Genomic DNA, 16,547 nt, shown 5'->3' with positions numbered 1-16,547 from the left:
CAATCTCACCGGAGGCAGATTTAAGCCTCTTTAAATCGGTTTGTATTGATCGTGATCAAAGGCCCGGGGAATCTCGGAATTCACTTCGTACCAACTGCGGGCGGCTGGAACCCATAATAGGGCGGCAGGCGGCGAATGGAAAGCCGCCGCCCGCGTTATTTGCATTGACCGGAGGGGAGGCCCGGACCTCTGCTCAGCCAATCGCCCGGAACCGCTTCAGCCGGAGCGCGTTCGACAGAACGAAAACGCTGGAAAGCCCCATGGCGGCCGCCGCCAGCATGGGAGACAAAAGCATGCCGTTGACCGGATAGAGGATGCCGGCGGCAACCGGGATGAGCACGGCATTATAGGCAAAGGCCCAGAACAGGTTCTGCGCGATATTGCGCATGACCGCCCGCGACAGGGCGATAGCATTGACGACGCCCGACAGCGCGCCCGACATCAGCACCACATCCGCCGTCTCGATGGCGATGTCGGTGCCCGTGCCGATGGCGATGCCGGTATCGGCGGCGGCCAGCGCCGGCGCATCATTGATGCCGTCGCCGGCAAAGGCGATTGCGCCGTACTGTTGTCTGAGCGCCTCAAGCGCCTCAACCTTGCCGTCCGGCAGGACATCGGCGACCACCGTATCGATCCCGACATCTGCGGCTATGGCTTCGGCCGTCTTGCGGTTGTCGCCGGAAATCATCGCGGTCTTGAGTCCCGCCGCATGAAGCGCAGCGATCGCCGCCCTTGCTGACGGCTTGACCGGGTCGGCGACGCCGATGATGCCGGCAAGCCGGCCATCGACGGCAACAAACAGAAGCGAGCGCGCCTTTGCGGAAAGCGCTTCGGCGGCTTCATCCGGCATCGCGACATCCGCGCCAAGCGACTCCATGAACCGTCGAGCACCAACGGCGACCGCCTTGCCATCGACATTCGCCGTCACGCCGAAACCGGGGACGGCCTCGAAGGCGTCCGCCTTGCTCACGGTGATCGTCTTCTCCGCTGCATATCCCGCCACCGCCTCGGCAAGCGGGTGCTCCGAGCCGGCCTCCACCGCGGCGGCAAGGGCGATCAGCCTCTCTTCGTCGAACCCGTCTGCGGCAATGATGTCGGTCACCTGCGGCCGTCCCTCGGTCAGCGTGCCGGTTTTATCGAAGGCAATGATGGTGGTATCGCGCAGCGTCTGCAGCGCCTCGCCGTTCCTGAACAGCACGCCGGTTTCCGCCGCTCTGCCCGTGCCGACCATGATCGAGGTTGGCGTGGCAAGCCCCATGGCGCAGGGGCAGGCGATGATCAGCACCGCGACGGCGTTCACCAACGCGAAGGAAAAGGCTGGCGCCGGGCCGACGAAGAGCCAGATCAGGAAGGTGATCGCGGCCGCCGCCAGCACCGCCGGCACGAACCATGCCGTCACCTTGTCGACCATGGCCTGCACCGGAAGCTTCGCCCCTTGCGCGGTCTCGACCATCTTCACGATCCGCACGAGCACCGTGTCCGAACCGATCGCCGTTGCCCTGAAGGTGAAGGACCCGGTCTTGTTGATCGTGCCGCCGGTGACGTCGTCGCCCTCGCCTTTTTTAACCGGAAGCGGCTCGCCCGAAATCATCGCCTCGTCCACATGCGAAGAGCCGGAAACGACCGTGCCGTCGACGGCGATCTTCTCGCCCGGCCGCACGATCACCAGATCGCCGCGTTTGACCTCGTCGATCGGAATATCGACGGTCGCGCCATCGCGCTCGACGCGCGCGGTCTTCGGCTGCAGGCCCATCAGATGGGTAATGGCGGCAGACGTCCGCCCCTTGGCCCTGGCTTCGAGATAGCGGCCGAGAAGGATCAGCGTGATGATGACGGCAGAGCTTTCGAAATAGACCTGGGCGGCGCCCGCCGGGAAGACCTGCGGCAGGAAGGTCGCGACCGTGGAATAGGCCCAGGCGGCGCTCGAGCCCAGCATCACCAGCGCGTTCATGTCCGGCGACAGCCTGCGGAAAGAGGCAATGCCGTGGCTGTAGAACCGCCGGCCGGGACCAAACTGCACGATCGTCGCCAGCGCGAAATAGAACACATGCAGCGGAAACATTCCGACCGTCGCCATCACCTGGCGGCCGAGGGCGGGGATGACGTGCGACCCCATTTCCAGCACGAAAAGCGGCAGGGTGAAGGCGAAGGCGGTGATCAGATCACGTTTGAGCGCCGCCTGTTCTTTCGCCCTGCGATCCTCATGGCTTTCGCTTTCGGCGCGCTGATCCTCAATGCGGCGCGCCTTAAAACCGGCCTTTTCAACCGCGCCTTCCAGAACGGCAAGGTCGAGGGAAGGCAGAACGGAAAGCGTTGCCCGTTCATTCGCCAGATTGACATGAGCCGAAACAACGCCGGGCACGCGGGACAGCGACCGCTCGACGCTTGCCACACAGGAGGCGCAATGCATGCCGAGAATGCCAAGTTCGACGGTCGACAGCGGCACGCCATAGCCGCCTTTCTCGATCGCCGCCACCACGGCGCCCGTCGCTTTCCTGTCGGAAAGCGTCACCTCGGCGGTTTCGGTCGCCAGATTGACGGCGACGGCCTCAACGCCCTCGACCTTGCCGACAACGCGCTCGACGCTGCGCACGCAGGATGCGCAGGTCATGCCTGTCACCGGCACGGAGAGGGTTTGGGCCCTGCGGCTGGTAGAGATCGTCTGTTCCATGGGTAACGCCTTCCGGAAGTTGATTGCCCTTCGCAATCTCAGGCCACGACGTCGTAGCCGGCGTCCTCGACAGCCTCGACCGCCTGATCGCGGGTGGCAGGCGCGGCAAGCTCAAACGAGGCGGCGTTGTCGTCCAGGCTGACGGCGACATCGGAAATCCCGTCAATGCCGCCAAGCGCCTTCGTCACCTTGTCGCTGCATTTGCTGCAGCCCATGCCTTCGATCTTCAGCGTCACTTTCTCGCCCATCGTCATGCTCCTTGTTGCATTGGCTTTGATGCTGACGGAGGAGATAGGGTTTCCAGTCACTGGAAGGTCAAGCGGTTTTCGCATTTTTGATCTACGGCCCCCTTGCCGAAGGCTGCAGAACCTGTCTTTGCTGATGAAAACGCGAGGCATCCAAGGACATAAACATGGATTTCCATCTCTGGCTCGCCTTCGCGGCGGCGTCGACGGCACTGCTTCTCATTCCCGGCCCTTCCGTTCTTCTCGTGCTGAGCTATGCGCTCAGCCAGGGTCGGCGCGTGGCGCTGGCCACCGTCGCCGGCGTCGCGCTCGGCGATCTCATCGCCATGAGCGCCTCGCTCGCCGGTCTCGGCGCGCTTGTCCTCGCCTCGGCCAAGCTGTTCATCATCCTCAAATGGGTCGGGGCGGCCTATCTTGTCTATCTCGGTATCCGGCTTTTCAGAAGTGCCGGAAAGGGCGAGACCCCGGCCTCCTCTGCCACGCCTCCTCTCGCGGCACAGCGGATTTTCTTTCATGCCATGGCGGTCACCGCCCTGAACCCGAAATCGATTGCCTTCTTCATCGCCTTCGTGCCCCAGTTCATCGTACCGGCCGAACCACTCCTGCCGCAATTTGCGGTCCTCACGCTCACCTTCGTCGCGTTGGCGGCCATCAATGCCCTGGCCTACGCCCTGATGGCCGACCGACTGCGGACAAGGCTTTCCTCTGCCGCCGCAACCGTGCTGCTGCCGCGCCTCGGCGGCAGCGCGCTGATCGCCATGGGGGTGACCACGGCAGCGCTGCAACAGTCAACGTCCTGAAACAGGCAAGCGCAATGACACCGGATGCGGAAAAAGTGCTCATCTATGCACGACGGGACTGCAGGATACTCGTCTTCGATGAGCCGGACTTCCCGGAGGTTCCGCTTCAGGTGCCCGGCGGAACGCTTGAACATGGGGAAGTCCCGCTTGAGGCAGCAAAACGGGAATTTCATGAGGAGACCGGACTGTTCCTGCACGAAGGCTGGTCTGCGCTTGGCAGTATCGACTATCACTTCAGAAAAAACGGCGCCCGGCTATGTCACCGGCGCCACATATTCACCGTTCCCATGCCGGAGGGCGCTCCCGAAAACTGGCTTCACACAGAGAAACACTCTTCCGACGGCGGCGGACCGATCCGCTTTCGACTGTTTTTTCTTGATTGGAAAGAAGCCGTTGCAAGGGTTGGACTTGGCATGGAGCTGCCGCTTTCGTGGCCGGCGTTAAGAATATTTTTCGCCTGAAGCCGCGGCTCGGCGGTACGTTGCCTTTCGCACCGCGATTGACGTCCGGCAATTGCGGCGTTATCTAGCTTTTCCTCGTGGTGATTTGGCCGGCCGGCTTGCAGCCACGTAAAACAACTCGCTAAAGGGCCGAAGCGAGCGGAAAATTCCTGCCCATTCGGACCGGCTGCGTGTTGACGACGGCCGGTTTTTGTTCGGGATTGGAATGAGACATGCCTATCAAGATTCCTGATACGCTGCCCGCCTACGAAACGCTTCTTTCCGAAGGCGTGCGGGTCAAGACGGAAACGGTTGCCGAGCGGCAGGATATCCGCCCGCTCCATTTCGGTCTGCTCAACCTCATGCCGAACAAGATCAAGACCGAGTTGCAGTTCGCACGGCTTTTGGGCGCCTCGCCGCTGCAGATCGAGCTTTCGCTGGTGCGCGTCGGCGGCCACAAGGCAAAGAACACGCCGATCGACCATCTCCTCTCTTTCTACCAGACCTGGGACGAGGTGGCGGAGCGCAAGTTCGACGGTTTCATCATCACCGGCGCGCCGGTGGAGACGCTCGATTTCGAGGAAGTCACCTATTGGGATGAGCTGAAGGAGATCCTCGACTGGACCACGACCCATTGCCACTCGACGATGAACATCTGCTGGGGCGCGATGGCGGCGGCCTATCATTTCCACGGCGTGGAGAAGCATCTTTTGAACAAGAAGGCGTTCGGCGTCTACCGTCACCGCAACCTGAAACCGGCGTCCGTCTATCTCAACGGCTTTTCGGACGATTTCCAGATCCCGGTGTCGCGCTGGACGGAGGTGCGCCGCGAGGATTTGGAACAGGTGCCGGGCATGGAGCTGCTGATGGATTCCGACGAGGTCGGCCCCTGCCTGGCGCAGGAGAGCTTCGCCAACCGGCTCTACATGTTCAACCATATCGAATATGATTCCGGCTCGCTCGGCGACGAATACCGGCGCGATATCGACGCCAATGTGCCCGTCGATCTGCCGTTCAACTATTTCCCGGCCGATGATCCCGGCCGCACGCCGCTCAACCGCTGGCGTTCGCATGCCCATCTTCTGTTCGGCAACTGGATCAACGAGGTCTACCAGACGACGCCTTATCACCTGGAAGAAATCGGCGAGGAACGGACGGGCGCTTGAAGCGCCCGCCATTCCGGCGCAATATCCGCCCCGCAATGCAACATTCCAGATGCGGAGGATAAGAACAATGGGTGCGCCACAACCGGAAGCCTTCGGCCAGACAAAGGACGGCAAGACCGTCAGCCGGGTCACGATCACAGGCGGCGGACTGACCGCAAAGATCATCAACTGGGGCGCGGTCGTGCAGGATCTGCGCTTGGAGGGCCACGACCATGCGCTGGTCCTCGGCTTCGATAGTTTCGAACCCTATCCGGACCACTCCCCCTATTTCGGCGCCACGCCGGGACGCTCCTCCAACCGCATCGCCAATGGCCGCTTCACGATCGATGGCACGGAATACCAGGTCGACTGCAACGAAAACGGCATCACCAATCTTCACGGCGGCCGCGACGGCATCGGCGTCAGCCTGTGGGAATTCGAGGAGATTGCCGAAGACCGGGTGACGCTGAAGATCGTCGACAAGGACGGGCGCGGCGGCTTTCCGGGAAATTGCGAAATCCGCGCACATTTCCGGCTGAAGCCGCGCGGCGTGTTCTCGGTCGTCTACGAGGCGACGACCGACAAGCCGACGGTCGCCAATATGTGCAACCACTCCTATTTCAATCTCGGCAACGGCACGGATACGCTGGAACACACGCTGATGATCGCCGCCGACCATTATCTGCCAACGGATGAACGTCAGATCCCGACCGGCGAGATCAGGCCGGTTGTCGGCACGCCCTTCGACTTCCGCAAGCCGCATCCCTTGAAGCGCGAGGACGAGAACGGCCGGCAGGTTCTGTTCGACCACAATTTCTGCCTATCGCCCGGCCGAACCGAAAAGCGGCCCGTGATCAGCGTCTATGCCCCTTCCTCGAAGGTGACCATGGATGTGCTGACGACGGAGCCAGGCGTTCAGCTCTACACCGCCTTCAAGCTCGACGAGACGCCGGAGGGCCTCAACGGCTTTCCCTATGGGCCGTTCGCCGGCTTCTGCCTGGAAACGCAGGTCTGGCCGGACGCCATCAACCAGGACGGATTCCCCAATGCCATCCTCCGCCCCGGCGAAACGCTGCGCCAGGCGACCGAATACGTCTTTCGCAAGGGCTGAGATCCGCCGGCACCGAAGGAAGGCTTGATGTTCGTTCTCTCCAAGCTGTTCTGGTTCATCGTGCAGCCGCTGGCCTTCGCCTTCCTGTCCATGCTCGCCGTCTTGGCGTGTCTCGCCTTTTCAAGAACCGGCGCGGCAGCCGTCTTTGCCATGCTTGCCGCGCTGACGCTCGGGGTAACGAGCTTTACCAATCTGGGCGCCGTGCTTCTGGCCGATCTCGAGACCCGCTTTCGGCGGCCGGCGCTTGCCGAACCGCCGGCCTGCGCCATCGTGCTCGGGGGCGGCATCAACACCGGGGCCTCCGCACGGCGGGGCATTTACGTGTTCACCCGCGCGGCCGACCGCTATATCGAGGCGCTGAGGCTTGCCCGGCTCTACCCGGACATGACCATTTTGGTGACCGGCGGCGACAATGCCCTGACGGGCGCCAGAAACGGCGAGGCCGAGCCGGCCGCCCGCTTCTTCGCCGATCACGGCATTTCACCCGAGCGCCTGCTCTATGAACCGGATGCCCGCAACACGGCGGAAAATGCCGCCCATACGGCCGCGCTGTTGAAGGATCGCGCCATGGACGGCCCGTGCCTGCTGGTGACATCGGCCTATCACATGCCGCGCGCCTTTGCGCTTTTTGAGGCGGCGAGCGTCGAGGTCCAGCCCTGGCCGGCGGACTATCGAACCGATGGTCGGCCGCGTCTTTCCGCAAGCCTCGACCGGCCGATGACCAATGCCGCAATGCTCACCACCGCATTGCGCGAATGGGCCGGACTTGCGGCGGCGCGCCTGCGCGGCCACACGGCAAGGCTCTCGCCCCGACAGGTGGACTGAAGATCAGGATTTCTTCGGGCGAAGGCGAACGACCACGTCGATATGGGAAATTTCCATGCCCTCAGGCGGCGTCGGCAGGCCGTTCAATGCAATGCCGTCGGCGGGCATGTCGATCACCTCGTTCTCGCCTTCGACGAAGAAATGGTGATGGTCCGAGGTATTGGTGTCGAAATAGGTTTTCGCGCCCTCGACGGCGAGAACGCGGATCATGCCGGCATTGGTGAACTGGTGCAGCGTATTGTAGACGGTTGCCAGAGACACCGGCACGCCGGCGTCCTGCGCCTCGCCGTGCAGTTCCTCGACGGTCACATGGCGGTCACCCTTGGCAAACAGCAGATCGGCCAGCGCAACGCGCTGGCGCGTCGGCCTCAGGCCGCTTGCGCGAAGCTTTTCTTCCGAAATGCGATGTCCCGCTGTCATATCCACTTTCAGGGCGTCATCTAACAAAATGCAAATATAGCACCGTATAACGACATTGAGAATCGCTTTCAATAGGACGAGGGCTTGCGAGGATTGAAATTAAACTGCAAATAGCCCACACCGATGCGTTTCGCTCTGGCCGCGGAAGTCGGCTTCCTGTATGGCCTCGGTGAACGGAATGACAGTTGATTTTCGGGTTTTCCGGCCCAACTGGCACAAGGGCGCATTGCTGCGAGCGACATACGCCCTTATCTTGGGCCGGATACCGGAAACCCCTCGCTGAACGAAGGGAAGCAGAGTTTTAATGAGCACAAGACAATCGCATTTCGATTACGAGGACATCATCAAGTGCGCCGAGGGCGAGCTTTTCGGCCCCGGCAATGCGCAGCTTCCGATGCCCCCCATGCTGATGTTCAACCGCATCACCGAGATCTCGGAGGATGGCGGCGCCAATGGCAAGGGTCATGCCCGCGCCGAATTTGACATCACGCCCGACCTCTGGTTTTTCGATTGCCACTTCAAGGGCGACCCCGTCATGCCGGGTTGCCTGGGCCTTGATGCGCTCTGGCAGCTCACCGGATTTTATCTCGGCTGGCTCGGCGAGCCCGGAAAGGGCCGCGCCATCTCCACCGGCGAGGTGAAGTTTTCCGGCATGGTCACGCCGAAGAACAAGCTGGTGGAATACGGCGTCGACTTCAAGCGCGTCATGCGCGGCCGTCTGGTTCTCGGCATCGCCGATGGCTGGGTGAAGGCCGATGGCGAGGAAATCTACAAGGCCTCCGATCTGAGGGTCGGCCTGTTCAAGGAACAGTAGGGCGCGGCCCGCGCCATCAGGACCGCCGGGCCCGGAGGAGAAAGAGAAGGATCGAACATGAGACGTGTTGTCGTTACGGGATTGGGAATCGTATCCTCGATCGGGAACGATGCCGCCGAAGTCACCGCTTCGCTGCGCGAGGCAAAATCAGGCATCTCTTTCTCGCCGGATTTCGCCGAGCACGGCTTCAAGTGCCAGGTCTGGGGGCGGCCGACGCTCGACCCCACGGACCAGGTCGACCGTCGCGCCATGCGCTTTCTGTCCCAGGGCGGCGCCTGGAACCATGTGGCCATGAAGCAGGCCATTGCCGATTCCGGCCTCGAAGAGGGCGACATCACCAATGAGCGCACCGGCATCGTCATGGGTTCCGGCGGCCCCTCGACCCGCACGATCGTCGAGGCCGCGCTGACGACAGAGAAGAACGGCTCGCCGAAGCGGATCGGCCCGTTCGCCGTGCCGAAGGCCATGTCCTCGACTGCTTCCGCCACGCTCGCCACATGGTTCAAGATCCATGGCGTCAACTATTCGATCTCGTCGGCCTGCTCGACCTCGGCGCACTGCATCGGCAATGCGGCGGAGCTTATCCAGTGGGGCAAGCAGGACGTGATGTTCGCCGGCGGCCACGAGGACCTCGACTGGACCATGTCCAACCTTTTCGACGCCATGGGCGCGATGACAAGCGACTTCAACGAGGACGCGCCGCGCGCCTCGCGCGCCTATGACGCCGCCCGCGACGGCTTCGTCATTGCCGGCGGCGCCGGTGTCGTCATTCTGGAAGAACTGGAACACGCCAAGGCCCGCGGCGCCAAGATTTACGGCGAGATCATCGGTTACGGCGCGACCTCCGACGGCTACGACATGGTCGCGCCCTCCGGCGAAGGGGCCGTGCGCTGCATGCGACAGGCGCTTGCTGATATCGACGGAGAGATCGACTACATCAACACCCACGGAACCTCGACGCCGGTCGGCGACAGCCGCGAGATCGGCGCGATCAAGGACGTCTTCGGCGACAAGATTCCGCACATCCAGTCGACCAAGTCGCTCACCGGCCATTCCCTGGGCGCGGCCGGCGTTCAGGAATCGATCTATTCGCTGCTCATGATGCAGGAGGGCTTTATCGGCGAGAGCGCCCATATCGACCTCCTCGATCCCGAATTCGAGGGCGTGCCGATCGTGCGTGAGCGCATTGACAACGCCAAGATCGACACCGTTCTTTCAAACTCGTTCGGCTTCGGCGGCACGAACGCCACGCTGGTCTTCCGGCGTTACAATGGATAATGTGCAGATGACCGGACTTATGCAGGGCAAACGCGGCCTGATCATGGGCGTTGCCAACAATCACTCGATTGCCTGGGGCATCGCCAAGGCGGTTCATGCCGAAGGCGCGGAACTGGCTTTCACCTATCAGGGCGAAGCGCTCGGACGGCGGGTTCATCCGCTGGCGGCCGAAGTCGGCTCGGATTTCGTCGTTCCCTGTGATGTCGAGGATATCGGAAGCGTAGACGCTGTTTTCGACGCGATCAGGGAGCGCTGGGGCAAGCTCGACTTCGTCGTGCACGCCGTCGGTTTTTCCGACAAGAGCGAGCTGAAGGGGCTCTATGCGAACACCACTCGGGAAAATTTCGTCCGCACCATGGTGATTTCGTGCTTCTCCTTTACCGAAGTGGCCAAGCGCGCGGCAGAGCTGATGCCTGACGGCGGTTCGATGCTGACGCTCACCTATGGCGGCTCCACGGCCGTGGTGCCGAACTACAATGTCATGGGCGTGGCCAAGGCCGGACTTGAGGCCTCGATGCGTTATCTCGCGGGCGACTACGGCCCGCGCGGCATTCGCGTCAACGCCATCTCCGCCGGTCCCGTGCGCACGCTTGCCGGCTCTGGCGTTGGCGATGCGCGCCTCGTCTATGCCTGGCAGCAGCGCAATGCGCCGCTTCGGCGCTCAACCACGATCGAGGATGTCGGCGGCTCGGCGCTCTACCTGCTGTCCGACCTCGCCTCCGGCGTCACCGGCGAAATTCATTTCGTCGACAACGGCTACAATATTCTCTCCATGCCGATCCCGGAAATGATGCGCAGGGGCGACCCGGAAACCTGACGGTTTTCCCTCCGCTCACGAATATGCAACCTAAAATAGAGAATGGCGTGGCCGGATTTTCGGCCGCGCCTTTGTTTTTTGATGCCGGCAACCGACGTCCGGGATAAACCGCAGCGACCGAACTGTAAAATTCCGCACGCCGTTTTTCCGGTTGCGAAGCCGGGTAGCCCGCCTTCCACTATATTAATCAAACGATTGATTTTATTATAATATATGCCCTGCAGTCAGACGAAAAAGACGGCGAAGCGCCGCGAAGACAACCAACGGAAGGCCGATTTTCTCTTTATTTCTCATAGGATTATCGTTGCAGAACGGCAACAGAAGCATCTTAATCATTCGATTGATTTAGCATTCCACCGAAGGTTTATTGTTCCCGACGGCCTCTGCGGGTTTGATGCGGATGGATGCAACGCAACCAACTGCTTCCAGCCCAGGGCACTGCCCCGTTCAATTCAACGAGGAGTTATCTTCATGAACCTCAAAAGCCTCTTTCTTGGCTCCGCTGCCGCGCTTGCAGCCACAACCGGCGCGCAAGCCGCCGATCCGGTCGTCGTCATCGAACCGGTCCAGAACAACTATGTCGAAGTTTGTGACGCTTTCGGGGCCGGCTACTTCTACATTCCCGGCACCGAGACCTGCCTGAACGTCGGCGGTTACATCCGTTTCCAGGTTGACGCCTCCAACGGCGGCAATGTTCCGGATGCCTGGAACGTCTTCACGCGCGGCCAGCTTGAGATCTCGTCCAAGACCGATTCCGAACTCGGCACGGTCAACGGCATGATCGCGCTCCGCAGCGAAGCCTATTCCAACGACGGGTCGACCAAGACCTACATCGACGAAGCCTATCTCGGCCTCGGCGGCTTCCAGGCCGGTCGTTTCCTGAGCTACTGGGATGAAGGCCTCATCGGCGAAATCGACGACCTCGCCGGCAACACGCGTTTCAACTCGATGCGTTACGTCTTCGCCGGCGAAGGCTTCGTGGCAGGCCTCTCGCTCGACGCGCTCGAAGCCGACATGGTTGGCCTTTCCAATGACGACATGCCGAAGCTCGGCGTTTCCGGTCGCATCGGCTTCCAGGCCGGCGGCGTTGGCGCCAAGTTCGATGTCGGCTACGACACCTACAACGAAGAAGCTTCGCTGCGTCTTATGACCTCGTTCGCAATCGGCCCGGGCCAGCTGGACCTCGGCGCGAACTATTCCAGCGGCTGGAACGCATACGCCAACACCTTCGACGATGAGTTCTACGACTACTCGCTGGCAACCCCGACGGCTCTGCCGGGCGTCTATGCCGAATGGGCACTGGCCGCCGGCTACCAGCTCGACGTCACCAACAAGTTCTCGATCACGCCGGCCTACCAGTGGACCTCCGCAAAGGTTCCGGGCGCCGACAACGAAGACTTCTGGTCCGCAGGCGTTCTGTTCGACTACACCATCGTTGACGGCCTGAGCGCCAAGCTCAATGTCGGCTATACCGACCTGCCCGATACCTACTCGAACGACGACTACTGGGCCGGCTGGTTCCGCCTGCAGCGCGACTTCTAATCCAAGTTGCCCGAGAAGAGGCCCCGAAACGGGCCTCTTTTTCTTCGCCCGGAATGCGGCTTACCGCCGGATCCCGGGCTTTTTGTGCCTGATGGCTTCAGTCGGCGCGAAACTCAACCAGATGGGGTCCGCCGCGATCAACCGCAACCGCGATCGCCCCAACAAGCGCATCCTCGTCCGCGGTCGTTGAGAAGCCGAGCCCGTAGGCAGCGGCGATCTTCTCCATGTCGGGCGGCGTCGGCCTCACGCCCTCCGGCATGACGCCGGCCTCTTCCATATAGGTCTCGATCTCGCGGTAACCGTGATTGTTCCAGACGAGGAAGACGATATCCGCCTTCTCGTCGGCGGCCGTACCTAGCTCGGAAAGCGAAAACTGCAGGCCTCCATCGCCGACAACCGCGATGACCGGCCGGTCCGGCTCTGCGATCGCCGCGCCGATCGCGCCGGGCGGCACATAGCCGAGAGCGCCGTAGCCGGTGGCGGAATTGAACCAGCGTTTGGGCGCGGCGGCGTCGAAGTAAAGATTGGCCGCATAAACAAGCTGCGTGGAATCGCCGATGAAGCGCGCGCCGGGAACGGCGTCGCGCAGGCGGTGCAGAAGCGTCACTTCGCCCCTGATCTTGTCCGAGAGCGCGTTCCAGGCCGCTTTCCGCGTCTCGGCGGCACGCTCTGCGCCCTTCACCCGTCGCGCGTCGATGCGCCTCAGAAGTGCCTCAAGCATTGCCGCGCTGTCGCCGACGATCGCCCCGGCGGTTTGCGCACCTGCAGCGATACGCTCGTGATCAACGTCGATGCGGATGAGTTTCTTCAGCGCCGGGAAACCGCCGTCGACATAAACGTCGTAGTCGGTCCGGCCGATTTCCGTTCCCACCGCGATCACGAGATCGCTTGCGGCAATCAGCGCGCGCACCGGCTCAAGGCTGGCGCTGGCCGGCACCTGCAGCGCGTGTCCCGCCATCAGCCCGCGCGCATTGGCCGTCAGCACGACGGGCGCATCGATGCGTGCGGCAAAGGCCGTCAGCGCCGCATCCGCCCGGCATGCGCCGCCGCCGGCCAGAATGACGGGAGCCTTCGCGCCATTGATCAGAGCGGCCGCCTTTTCCAGCGCGGTCTCGTCGGCGACCGCGGCCGCATCGTGCGAGACAACCGGCGCAGGCGGCGCAATCGTCTCGACCATCACATCTGTCGGGATCTCCAGATGCACAGGCCCCGGCCGGCCGGACGTCGTCAGCGCGAGGCAACGGGCGAGCTCACGGGCAAGGTCCGCGCCGTTCATCAGCGTGACGGAGGCCTTGGCAAAGCTCTTCATCAAGGCCTGCTGGTCCGGCAGTTCGTGCAGGCATCCCTCCCCCTTGCCGAGCGTCCTGCGGGCGTTGACGCCGGAAATCACCAGCATCGGCACACTGTCGGCCCGCGCCTGCGCCATGGCCGTGATCGTGTTGGTGAGCCCCGGCCCGGTGATGACGAAGGCAACGCCCGGCTTGCCGGTGACGCGGGCATAGCCATCGGCCATGAAGCCCGCGCCCTGTTCATGGCGCGGCGTGACGTGACGGATCTTCGAGGTGGCAAGACCGCGATAGAGTTCGGCCGTATGCACGCCGGGAATGCCGAAGACGACCTCGACGCCATGCGCTTCCAGGAGGCGCACAAGCGCCTCGCCGACCGTGATGGTCTCGCTCATGCCTGCGCCGCCTTCTTCCCGACCGTAAGGCCCGCGGCAAAGCGGCAGATGCGACGCGCCGCCTCCGCGATATCCTCATCCGGCACCGTCAGGCTGATACGGATAAAACCGTCCGCCTCAACCCCGAAAGACGAGCCGGGCATGACCGCCAGATGCTCGGCATCCAGAAGACCAAGCGCGAAGGCCTCGCCTGAAAGCCCCGTGGCCGAGACATCGACAAAGGCGAACATGCCTGCCTCGGGCATGGCGCAGATGATGCCCGGCGCGGCCGAAAGCGCCTCCACCAGAAGGGCAGCCCGCCTTCCCAGCGAGGCGCGCAGGGCGGCGGAAACGCCGCTCGGCCTTTCGATGGCTGCGGCCGTCGCATCGGCGATAAAGGGCTGGTTGCCAAACAGCATGGTTTCGGCAACCGGCAGGAGCCGCGCGCAGAATTCCGCCGGACCGATCGCCCAACCGCTGCGGAAGCCCGGCGCTGCATGGGACTTGGAGATCGAGGAGACGGCGATGGTGCGACCGGCCAGGTCGGCATTGTCCAGCGGCGAGGCAAAATCGCCCTCGAAGATCAGTTCCTCATACACCTCGTCGGCAATGATCCAGAGGTCGTGCCGGCGGCAGACGTCGCCGATTTCGGCAAGCTCTTCGGCCGTCAGCACCGCGCCCGTCGGGTTGTGGGGCGTATTGAGCAGGAGAACGCGGGAATTTTCCGTGATCGCCTGTTCCAGAATATCGGGGCGCATGTGGAACCCGTCTGCGGGTTTGAGCGGCACCGGCACCATCTCCGCGCCCGTGGAGCGGATCACGCCCTCATAGGTCGCATAGAGCGGATCGCCGACAAGCACGGCATCGCCGTCTTCCACAAGCGTCAGCATCACCGCGAAAAGCGCGGTCTGCGTGCCGGGAAAGCAGACGACATTTTCCGGCCCGATGGCACGGCCTGTGCGTGCGGCATAGCGTGCGGACAGCGCCTTGAGCAGTTCCGGTTCGCCGCGCCCGTTGGAATAGCCGATCCGGCCTTGTTCAAGGGCCGATGCCACAACTTCCGCCAGTACGGGGTCAGGCGCGACATCGGGTTCGCCGATCGTCAGTTCCAGGATGGGGGTTCCGGCCGCCTGCATGGCGCGCGCTTTCAGATGGACGGCCCACTTGTCGGAACCGAGGCCGCCGAGACGGTTGGATATCCTGGCGTAATGCATGTCTGTCATCCTTCAAAATCTTCAAGCCGAAGGCCGGTGATCGCCCCCACCGAATGAAGTCCCGCTTTCAGCAATTCCCTGTCTTCGAAAATGTCGTCGGCAAGCGAGCCCTCGAGCCAGAGCCCGTCGAGGACGGCGTTGATCTCGATCGCCAGCTGGCGGATATCAGCTGCGGCAACGTCGCGTCCGGCCTCGCGAAAGGCGCCGGCCAGAAGGCGCTCGATCAGCGCCCGGTATTCCAGATAGCTTTCCCGGTGGATCGCGCCCATGGCGGGATCGATCCGCGCCATGGCGATGAAGGCCGCCCAGAGTGAAAGCCGCCTTGCGTCGATCATCGGCGGCATCAGGCAGGCGGCGACAAAGCCCGCCAGCTTATCCCGCGCGCTCTTGTCGTCCGCCATGCCCGCCGCGGCGGATATCTCGGTCATCGCCGCCATGGTCTGGCGATAGGCTGCGTGAAGCAGCTGTTCCTTGGTCTCGAAATAATGGCGGATCAGCCCGCCGGAGACGCCCGCCCGCTCCGCCACTTCCCTGACCGTTGCGTTCTGGATGCCGCCCTCGGCGATGCAATCGAGCATCGCCTCGATCAGGTCGGCACGCCGTTCGGCGTCAGAGGCGCGGCGGAAGGGCTTGCGGCTCATCTCAGCCTCGAAGGATCGGCCGCGTCAGGCAGGTCGGTCCGCCCTCGCAGGCGATGCAGAGCGCATCGGCCTCGAATGTCGCGACGGTGCAGCCGGCCTTTTCCATCGCTGCCTTCGTCTTGTCGAAACCGGCGACGGCGATCACATCGAGCGGCTTTGTCGGCAGAACATTGAGATTGAGGCCGTTGGACGCCATGAACTCGTCTTCCGGCGCCTCCACCAGCGTATAGCCCTTCTCCTTCAGCAACTGATAGAACGGCGCGGGCAGAAGCGGCGCATAGACCAGCGCCAGCTTGTCGGCCAAGGGCGAGATCACGCTCATCAGATGCAGGCAGGCCTCTTCGCCCTGCCACAGCGGCAGATCGAAGCTCAGAACAGAAATGCCATGTGGTGCCAGAAGCCTGCGCACCTGGTCGATGCCTTCGGCATTGGACCGCACGCCGCGGCCGATGCAGAGCGTGCGTTCGTCAACCCAGACGCAATCCCCACCTTCCACCGTGCCGGACCCGGTCAGTCGCCCGAGGATCGGAATGCCGGCCGCGCGATAGATCGCTTCATGGCCGTCGACCTCGCCCTTGCGCAGGGGCTTGCCCATGTTGAGCAGGATCGCGCCGCTATCGGCAACCAGCGAGGGATCGTGGGTGAACATGGCATCGGCAAGCCCATCGCCCTTGTCCTCATACCAGAGGATTTCGGCGCCCGAGGCCGCCACAAGATCGGCAAATGCCGCGTATTGGCCGATCGCGCGCTCGGCGTTGAAGGCCTTGCCGTAATGCCAGACGGCGGGATCCGCCCGCAAAAGGCTTTCGCCGGGCCGGCGCATGATCACCCGCCTGATGGGCTGCGCCATGGTTTGCGCTCCGAAACTCATTCCATTCTTCTCCACGCTTCTGCGAAATCTCCGCTAGTTATACACTTGCATAA

General features: G+C 62.8%; 16 protein-coding genes and 1 riboswitch. Of the genes, 9 read left to right on the top strand and 7 right to left on the bottom strand.

The features are described 5' to 3' along the window. Window positions 1–193: 193 nt before the first annotated feature. Window positions 194–2,671 (bottom strand): heavy metal translocating P-type ATPase, encoded by a 2,478-nt coding sequence (locus JET14_RS02270; protein WP_200336619.1) that lies wholly within the window; start codon window positions 2,669–2,671, stop codon window positions 194–196. A gap of 38 nt (window positions 2,672–2,709) precedes the next feature. Next, on the bottom strand, window positions 2,710–2,919 hold the full coding sequence (locus JET14_RS02265; RefSeq protein ID WP_200336618.1) for a heavy-metal-associated domain-containing protein: 210 nt from the start codon (window positions 2,917–2,919) through the stop codon (window positions 2,710–2,712). Between the two features lie 164 nt (window positions 2,920–3,083). On the opposite strand from JET14_RS02265, the gene JET14_RS02260 reads away from it, so the two are divergent. The 5 genes from JET14_RS02260 (at window position 3,084) to JET14_RS02240 (ending at window position 7,237) form a co-directional block, all read left to right on the top strand. Continuing rightward, window positions 3,084–3,716, top strand: coding sequence for a LysE family translocator (locus tag JET14_RS02260; protein WP_200336617.1), 633 nt, complete (start codon window positions 3,084–3,086; stop codon window positions 3,714–3,716). Between the two features lie 14 nt (window positions 3,717–3,730). After that, window positions 3,731–4,177 (top strand): NUDIX domain-containing protein, encoded by a 447-nt coding sequence (locus tag JET14_RS02255; protein ID WP_200336616.1) that lies wholly within the window; start codon window positions 3,731–3,733, stop codon window positions 4,175–4,177. Between the two features lie 67 nt (window positions 4,178–4,244). Beyond that, window positions 4,245–4,322, top strand: a riboswitch (SAM riboswitch). Window positions 4,323–4,389: 67 nt separating this feature from the next. Beyond that, on the top strand, window positions 4,390–5,322 hold the full coding sequence (locus JET14_RS02250; protein WP_200336615.1) for a homoserine O-succinyltransferase: 933 nt from the start codon (window positions 4,390–4,392) through the stop codon (window positions 5,320–5,322). 67 nt (window positions 5,323–5,389) lie between these two features. Continuing rightward, entirely contained in the window at window positions 5,390–6,412 is a 1,023-nt protein-coding gene (locus JET14_RS02245; protein WP_200336614.1) for an aldose epimerase family protein, read from the top strand. Window positions 6,413–6,439: 27 nt separating this feature from the next. Then, window positions 6,440–7,237 (top strand): YdcF family protein, encoded by a 798-nt coding sequence (locus tag JET14_RS02240; RefSeq protein ID WP_200336613.1) that lies wholly within the window; start codon window positions 6,440–6,442, stop codon window positions 7,235–7,237. Window positions 7,238–7,240: 3 nt separating this feature from the next. On the opposite strand, the gene irrA is transcribed toward JET14_RS02240, so the two are convergent. Continuing rightward, window positions 7,241–7,657: an iron response transcriptional regulator IrrA gene (irrA, locus tag JET14_RS02235; protein ID WP_024708531.1), complete on the bottom strand. Its 417-nt coding sequence runs from the start codon at window positions 7,655–7,657 to the stop codon at window positions 7,241–7,243. A 304-nt stretch (window positions 7,658–7,961) separates the two neighbouring features. Between irrA and fabA the strand changes: the two genes are divergently transcribed. The 4 genes from fabA (at window position 7,962) to JET14_RS02215 (ending at window position 12,108) form a co-directional block, all read left to right on the top strand. Next, window positions 7,962–8,471: a 3-hydroxyacyl-[acyl-carrier-protein] dehydratase FabA gene (gene fabA, locus JET14_RS02230; RefSeq protein ID WP_024708530.1), complete on the top strand. Its 510-nt coding sequence runs from the start codon at window positions 7,962–7,964 to the stop codon at window positions 8,469–8,471. Window positions 8,472–8,528: 57 nt separating this feature from the next. Next, on the top strand, window positions 8,529–9,749 hold the full coding sequence (gene fabB, locus JET14_RS02225; protein ID WP_200336612.1) for a beta-ketoacyl-ACP synthase I: 1,221 nt from the start codon (window positions 8,529–8,531) through the stop codon (window positions 9,747–9,749). A 7-nt stretch (window positions 9,750–9,756) separates the two neighbouring features. Continuing rightward, entirely contained in the window at window positions 9,757–10,566 is an 810-nt protein-coding gene (fabI, locus tag JET14_RS02220) for an enoyl-ACP reductase FabI (protein WP_200336611.1), read from the top strand. A gap of 471 nt (window positions 10,567–11,037) precedes the next feature. After that, window positions 11,038–12,108 (top strand): porin, encoded by a 1,071-nt coding sequence (locus JET14_RS02215; protein ID WP_200336610.1) that lies wholly within the window; start codon window positions 11,038–11,040, stop codon window positions 12,106–12,108. Between the two features lie 97 nt (window positions 12,109–12,205). Here JET14_RS02215 and JET14_RS02210 read toward each other — a convergent pair whose 3' ends face one another. From JET14_RS02210 to JET14_RS02195, 4 genes are read right to left on the bottom strand one after another with little or no spacing between them, the layout of a single operon-like run. After that, entirely contained in the window at window positions 12,206–13,789 is a 1,584-nt protein-coding gene (locus tag JET14_RS02210) for a 5-guanidino-2-oxopentanoate decarboxylase (RefSeq protein ID WP_200336609.1), read from the bottom strand. Then, the gene (locus JET14_RS02205; RefSeq protein ID WP_200336608.1) at window positions 13,786–14,982 is read right to left on the bottom strand and encodes a pyridoxal phosphate-dependent aminotransferase; all 1,197 of its coding nucleotides are present in this window, start codon (window positions 14,980–14,982) and stop codon (window positions 13,786–13,788) included. Before JET14_RS02205 ends, JET14_RS02210 begins: the two co-directional genes overlap by 4 nt. 5 nt (window positions 14,983–14,987) lie before the next feature. Continuing rightward, entirely contained in the window at window positions 14,988–15,623 is a 636-nt protein-coding gene (locus JET14_RS02200) for a TetR/AcrR family transcriptional regulator (protein WP_200336607.1), read from the bottom strand. Between the two features lies 1 nt (window position 15,624). After that, a complete protein-coding gene (locus JET14_RS02195; protein ID WP_246750473.1) occupies window positions 15,625–16,473 on the bottom strand; it encodes a dimethylarginine dimethylaminohydrolase family protein in 849 nt (282 codons plus the stop codon). Between the last annotated feature and the right edge of the window lie 74 nt (window positions 16,474–16,547).

Source organism: Martelella lutilitoris (assembly GCF_016598595.1).
Taxonomy (GTDB): Bacteria; Pseudomonadota; Alphaproteobacteria; order Rhizobiales; family Rhizobiaceae; genus Martelella; species Martelella lutilitoris_A.
Note: the sequence above shows the minus strand (reverse complement) of the source record. Positions and strands in the feature narration are given on the sequence as shown.

Excerpts from the sequence above, each read along its gene's own strand:
- fabB (WP_200336612.1), top strand. The coding sequence starts at position 8,529 with ATGAGACGTGTTGTCGTTACGGGATTGGGAATCGTATCCTCGATCGGG.
- JET14_RS02200 (WP_200336607.1), bottom strand. The coding sequence starts at position 15,623 with ATGAGCCGCAAGCCCTTCCGCCGCGCCTCTGACGCCGAACGGCGTGCC.
- JET14_RS02210 (WP_200336609.1), bottom strand. The coding sequence starts at position 13,789 with ATGAGCGAGACCATCACGGTCGGCGAGGCGCTTGTGCGCCTCCTGGAA.
- JET14_RS02195 (WP_246750473.1), bottom strand. The coding sequence starts at position 16,473 with ATGGCGCAGCCCATCAGGCGGGTGATCATGCGCCGGCCCGGCGAAAGC.
- JET14_RS02270 (WP_200336619.1), bottom strand. The coding sequence starts at position 2,671 with ATGGAACAGACGATCTCTACCAGCCGCAGGGCCCAAACCCTCTCCGTG.
- JET14_RS02240 (WP_200336613.1), top strand. The coding sequence starts at position 6,440 with ATGTTCGTTCTCTCCAAGCTGTTCTGGTTCATCGTGCAGCCGCTGGCC.
- JET14_RS02245 (WP_200336614.1), top strand. The coding sequence starts at position 5,390 with ATGGGTGCGCCACAACCGGAAGCCTTCGGCCAGACAAAGGACGGCAAG.
- irrA (WP_024708531.1), bottom strand. The coding sequence starts at position 7,657 with ATGACAGCGGGACATCGCATTTCGGAAGAAAAGCTTCGCGCAAGCGGC.
- JET14_RS02205 (WP_200336608.1), bottom strand. The coding sequence starts at position 14,982 with ATGCATTACGCCAGGATATCCAACCGTCTCGGCGGCCTCGGTTCCGAC.
- fabI (WP_200336611.1), top strand. The coding sequence starts at position 9,757 with ATGACCGGACTTATGCAGGGCAAACGCGGCCTGATCATGGGCGTTGCC.
- JET14_RS02255 (WP_200336616.1), top strand. The coding sequence starts at position 3,731 with ATGACACCGGATGCGGAAAAAGTGCTCATCTATGCACGACGGGACTGC.
- fabA (WP_024708530.1), top strand. The coding sequence starts at position 7,962 with ATGAGCACAAGACAATCGCATTTCGATTACGAGGACATCATCAAGTGC.
- JET14_RS02260 (WP_200336617.1), top strand. The coding sequence starts at position 3,084 with ATGGATTTCCATCTCTGGCTCGCCTTCGCGGCGGCGTCGACGGCACTG.
- JET14_RS02265 (WP_200336618.1), bottom strand. The coding sequence starts at position 2,919 with ATGGGCGAGAAAGTGACGCTGAAGATCGAAGGCATGGGCTGCAGCAAA.
- JET14_RS02250 (WP_200336615.1), top strand. The coding sequence starts at position 4,390 with ATGCCTATCAAGATTCCTGATACGCTGCCCGCCTACGAAACGCTTCTT.
- JET14_RS02215 (WP_200336610.1), top strand. The coding sequence starts at position 11,038 with ATGAACCTCAAAAGCCTCTTTCTTGGCTCCGCTGCCGCGCTTGCAGCC.